The sequence below is a fragment of the Caballeronia sp. LZ035 genome (assembly GCF_031451175.1).
GTDB lineage: Bacteria > Pseudomonadota > Gammaproteobacteria > Burkholderiales > Burkholderiaceae > Caballeronia.
Map to the genome: position 1 here is coordinate 1 of NZ_JARUXS010000021.1, position 5,341 is coordinate 5,341.

At 53.2% G+C, this 5,341-nt stretch carries 1 protein-coding gene, 2 tRNA genes and 2 rRNA genes; 1 reads left to right on the forward strand and 4 read right to left on the reverse strand.

The features are described from left to right. On the forward strand, window positions 1–223 hold a 223-nt coding region (locus QCE88_RS41820), incomplete at its 5' end, for a hypothetical protein (protein WP_309911913.1). 32 nt (window positions 224–255) lie between these two features. Here QCE88_RS41820 and QCE88_RS41825 read toward each other — a convergent pair. From QCE88_RS41825 to QCE88_RS41840, 4 genes are all read right to left on the reverse strand, one after another. Further along, window positions 256–3,138, reverse strand: a 23S ribosomal RNA gene (locus tag QCE88_RS41825). A gap of 284 nt (window positions 3,139–3,422) precedes the next feature. Then, window positions 3,423–3,498, reverse strand: a tRNA-Ala gene (locus QCE88_RS41830). Window positions 3,499–3,522: 24 nt separating this feature from the next. Then, window positions 3,523–3,599, reverse strand: a tRNA-Ile gene (locus QCE88_RS41835). A gap of 79 nt (window positions 3,600–3,678) precedes the next feature. Next, window positions 3,679–5,210, reverse strand: a 16S ribosomal RNA gene (locus QCE88_RS41840). Together the 16S and 23S rRNA genes with 2 tRNA genes alongside form the textbook arrangement of a ribosomal RNA operon. Between the last annotated feature and the right edge of the window lie 131 nt (window positions 5,211–5,341).

Below are 5,341 nucleotides of genomic sequence, written 5' to 3' on the forward strand. Positions count from 1 at the left end.
AATCCGCACTATCATCGGCGTGGAGTCGTTTCACGGTCCTGTTCGGGATGGGAAGGGGTGGTACCGACTCGCTATGGTCATCAGGCATGACTTGTTGTTGTGTCGCTCGGGGGCGGCACAACCAATCTGGGAAGAAGTAGAAGTGTTTGGGGTGGTGATTGTTGGCAACAACGACTCACTCAACCAGGCGCCCCCTACGGGGGTTGCATTGAGTAAGCGCTGAAGCGCTAACTCACTGCGAAACACACTGGTTATAGGATCAAGCCTTACGGGCAATTAGTATCAGTTAGCTCAATGCATTACTGCACTTACACACCTGACCTATCAACGTCCTGGTCTGGAACGACCCTTCAAGGGGCTCGAAGCCCCGGGGATATCTCATCTTAAGGCGAGTTTCCCGCTTAGATGCTTTCAGCGGTTATCTCTTCCGAACATAGCTACCCGGCGATGCCACTGGCGTGACAACCGGTACACCAGAGGTTCGTCCACTCCGGTCCTCTCGTACTAGGAGCAGCCCCCTTCAAATATCCAACGCCCACGGCAGATAGGGACCAAACTGTCTCACGACGTTTTAAACCCAGCTCACGTACCTCTTTAAATGGCGAACAGCCATACCCTTGGGACCGGCTACAGCCCCAGGATGAGATGAGCCGACATCGAGGTGCCAAACACCGCCGTCGATATGAACTCTTGGGCGGTATCAGCCTGTTATCCCCAGAGTACCTTTTATCCGTTGAGCGATGGCCCTTCCATACAGAACCACCGGATCACTATGACCTGCTTTCGCACCTGCTCGACTTGTCGGTCTCGCAGTTAAGCACGCTTATGCCATTGCACTATCAGCACGATTTCCGACCGTACCTAGCGTACCTTCGTACTCCTCCGTTACACTTTGGGAGGAGACCGCCCCAGTCAAACTGCCTACCATGCACTGTCCCCGACCCGGATCACGGGCCAAGGTTAGAACCTCAAACAAACCAGGGTGGTATTTCAAGGACGGCTCCACCAAGACTAGCGTCCTGGTTTCATAGCCTCCCACCTATCCTACACAGATCGGTTCAAAGTCCAATGCAAAGCTACAGTAAAGGTTCATGGGGTCTTTCCGTCTAGCCGCGGGGAGATTGCATCATCACAAACACTTCAACTTCGCTGAGTCTCGGGAGGAGACAGTGTGGCCATCGTTACGCCATTCGTGCAGGTCGGAACTTACCCGACAAGGAATTTCGCTACCTTAGGACCGTTATAGTTACGGCCGCCGTTTACCGGGACTTCAATCAAGAGCTTGCACCCCATCATTTAATCTTCCGGCACCGGGCAGGCGTCACACCCTATACGTCCACTTTCGTGTTTGCAGAGTGCTGTGTTTTTATTAAACAGTCGCAGCCACCAGTTTATTGCAACCCTTTCACCCTCCTGGCGCAGGCCAGTCAAGCTACAAGGGCGTACCTTATCCCGAAGTTACGGTACCAATTTGCCGAGTTCCTTCTCCCGAGTTCTCTCAAGCGCCTTAGAATACTCATCTCGCCCACCTGTGTCGGTTTGCGGTACGGTCACTATTAGACTGAAGCTTAGAGGCTTTTCTTGGAACCACTTCCAATTGCTTCGCTTCCGAAGAAGCTCGCGCCACACCCTTGAATTATGTGCCCGGATTTGCCTAAGCACCTTCTCCAATGCAGCGACCGGGACGTCCAACACCCGGACAACCTTCCGCGATCCGTCCCCCCATCGCATCTAACAATGGTGCAGGAATATTGACCTGCTTCCCATCAGCTACGCATTTCTGCCTCGCCTTAGGGGCCGACTCACCCTACGCCGATGAACGTTGCGTAGGAAACCTTGGGCTTACGGCGAGGGGGCTTTTCACCCCCTTTATCGCTACTCATGTCAGCATTCGCACTTCCGATACCTCCAGCATGCCTTTCGACACACCTTCGCAGGCTTACGGAACGCTCTCCTACCACACGTGCCTAAGCACGTATCCGCAGCTTCGGTGACTGGCTTGAGCCCCGTTACATCTTCCGCGCAGGACGACTCGATCAGTGAGCTATTACGCTTTCTTTAAAGGGTGGCTGCTTCTAAGCCAACCTCCTGACTGTTTTAGCCTTCCCACTTCGTTTCCCACTTAGCCAATCTTTGGGACCTTAGCTGGCGGTCTGGGTTGTTTCCCTCTTGACACCGGACGTTAGCACCCGATGTCTGTCTCCCGTGATTGCACTCTTCGGTATTCGGAGTTTGCTATGGCGTAGTAATCCGCAATGGACCCCACAACCATGACAGTGCTCTACCCCCGAAGGTGATACACGAGGCACTACCTAAATAGTTTTCGGAGAGAACCAGCTATTTCCAAGTTTGTTTAGCCTTTCACCCCTATCCACAGCTCATCCCCTAACTTTTCAACGTTAGTGGGTTCGGTCCTCCAGTACGTGTTACCGCACCTTCAACCTGGCCATGGATAGATCACTTGGTTTCGGGTCTACGCCCAGCAACTGATCGCCCTATTCGGACTCGCTTTCGCTACGCCTGCCTTAATCAGTTAAGCTCGCTACTGAACGTAAGTCGCTGACCCATTATACAAAAGGTACGCCGTCACCCGTTTCCAGGCTCCGACTGTTTGTATGCATGCGGTTTCAGGATCTATTTCACTCCCCTCCCGGGGTTCTTTTCGCCTTTCCCTCACGGTACTGGTTCACTATCGGTCGATCACGAGTATTTAGCCTTGGAGGATGGTCCCCCCATCTTCAGACAGGATTTCACGTGTCCCGCCCTACTTGTCGTACACCTAGTTCTTCCATCCTATTTTCGCTTACAGGGCTATCACCTGCTATGGCCGCACTTTCCAGAGCGTTCAGCTAATAAGAAGGATAAAGAGTACAGGCTGATCCCATTTCGCTCGCCACTACTTTGGGAATCTCGGTTGATTTCTTTTCCTGCGGTTACTTAGATGTTTCAGTTCACCGCGTTCGCTCCACTAAGCCTATGTATTCAGCTTAGGGTGACCCATACGGGCCGGGTTTCCCCATTCGGATATCGGAGGATCAAAGCTCGTTTGCCAGCTCCCCTCCGCTTTTCGCAGGCTACCGCGTCCTTCATCGCCTGTGATCGCCAAGGCATCCACCACATGCACTTGTTCGCTTGACCCTATAACAAGTGTGTCTCTCTCGAGCCACCCTCGTCATAGGCTGAGTATTTGCGTTGTGCCGTATTCCAAAGCAATCTTTCGATCACCTTTTCATACTTGATACAATCACTACCCTGAGCAGTTAATCACGCCCATCTCTAAGCGCTTTCGCTACTCTCTTTACTACTTCTTCCAGATTGTTAAAGAACGTTTAGCCGACCGGCGTACTTCATTGCCTTCAGCATCAACTGGCTGTAATCGCCAATGCACAGCACTTCACGAAGCACTGTGCATTGAAGACTTGTGGTGGAGGATGACGGGATCGAACCGACGACCCCCTGCTTGCAAAGCAGGTGCTCTCCCAGCTGAGCTAATCCCCCGCGAGTCTTGCCCCGCTTGACACTTGGTGGGTCTGGATGGATTCGAACCATCGACCCCCGCCTTATCAAGACGGTGCTCTAACCGACTGAGCTACAGACCCAAAGCCAGTCTTAAACAACAGCCGATAAGCGTGAGCGCTTGAATGCTCGGACACTTTCGTGTCCAGTGCGAAGCTCGAGAAAGGAGGTGATCCAGCCGCACCTTCCGATACGGCTACCTTGTTACGACTTCACCCCAGTCATGAATCCCACCGTGGTAAGCGCCCTCCTTACGGTTAGGCTACCTACTTCTGGTGAAACCCACTCCCATGGTGTGACGGGCGGTGTGTACAAGACCCGGGAACGTATTCACCGCGGCATGCTGATCCGCGATTACTAGCGATTCCAGCTTCACGCAGTCGAGTTGCAGACTGCGATCCGGACTACGATCGGTTTTCTGGGATTGGCTCCACCTCGCGGCTTGGCAACCCTCTGTTCCGACCATTGTATGACGTGTGAAGCCCTACCCATAAGGGCCATGAGGACTTGACGTCATCCCCACCTTCCTCCGGTTTGTCACCGGCAGTCTCCCTAGAGTGCTCTTGCGTAGCAACTAAGGACAAGGGTTGCGCTCGTTGCGGGACTTAACCCAACATCTCACGACACGAGCTGACGACAGCCATGCAGCACCTGTGCGTCGGTTCTCTTTCGAGCACATCCACCTCTCAGCGGACTTCCGACCATGTCAAGGGTAGGTAAGGTTTTTCGCGTTGCATCGAATTAATCCACATCATCCACCGCTTGTGCGGGTCCCCGTCAATTCCTTTGAGTTTTAATCTTGCGACCGTACTCCCCAGGCGGTCAACTTCACGCGTTAGCTACGTTACTAAGGAAATGAATCCCCAACAACTAGTTGACATCGTTTAGGGCGTGGACTACCAGGGTATCTAATCCTGTTTGCTCCCCACGCTTTCGTGCATGAGCGTCAGTATTGGCCCAGGGGGCTGCCTTCGCCATCGGTATTCCTCCACATCTCTACGCATTTCACTGCTACACGTGGAATTCTACCCCCCTCTGCCATACTCAAAGCTTGCCAGTCACCAATGCAGTTCCCAGGTTGAGCCCGGGGATTTCACATCGGTCTTAACAAACCGCCTGCGCACGCTTTACGCCCAGTAATTCCGATTAACGCTCGCACCCTACGTATTACCGCGGCTGCTGGCACGTAGTTAGCCGGTGCTTATTCTTCCGGTACCGTCATCCGCTCAAGATATTAGCTCGAACGTTTTCTTTCCGGACAAAAGTGCTTTACAACCCGAAGGCCTTCTTCACACACGCGGCATTGCTGGATCAGGCTTTCGCCCATTGTCCAAAATTCCCCACTGCTGCCTCCCGTAGGAGTCTGGGCCGTGTCTCAGTCCCAGTGTGGCTGGTCGTCCTCTCAGACCAGCTACAGATCGTCGCCTTGGTAGGCCTTTACCCCACCAACTAGCTAATCTGCCATCGGCCGCCCCTATAGCGCGAGGTCCGAAGATCCCCCGCTTTCTCCCTTAGGTCGTATGCGGTATTAATCCGGCTTTCGCCGGGCTATCCCCCACTACAGGACACGTTCCGATGTATTACTCACCCGTTCGCCACTCGCCACCAGGGTTGCCCCCGTGCTGCCGTTCGACTTGCATGTGTAAGGCATGCCGCCAGCGTTCAATCTGAGCCAGGATCAAACTCTTCAGTTCAATACCTGTTACTGTTTTCGGTTCCGTTAAGAACCGGTCGCTCACTCAACGTACTGACGATGATTAATGTCCTAAGACAAAAACCTTCCTCTGATACTTCGTGTGAGACTCTTGATACTTTTGCTATTCCG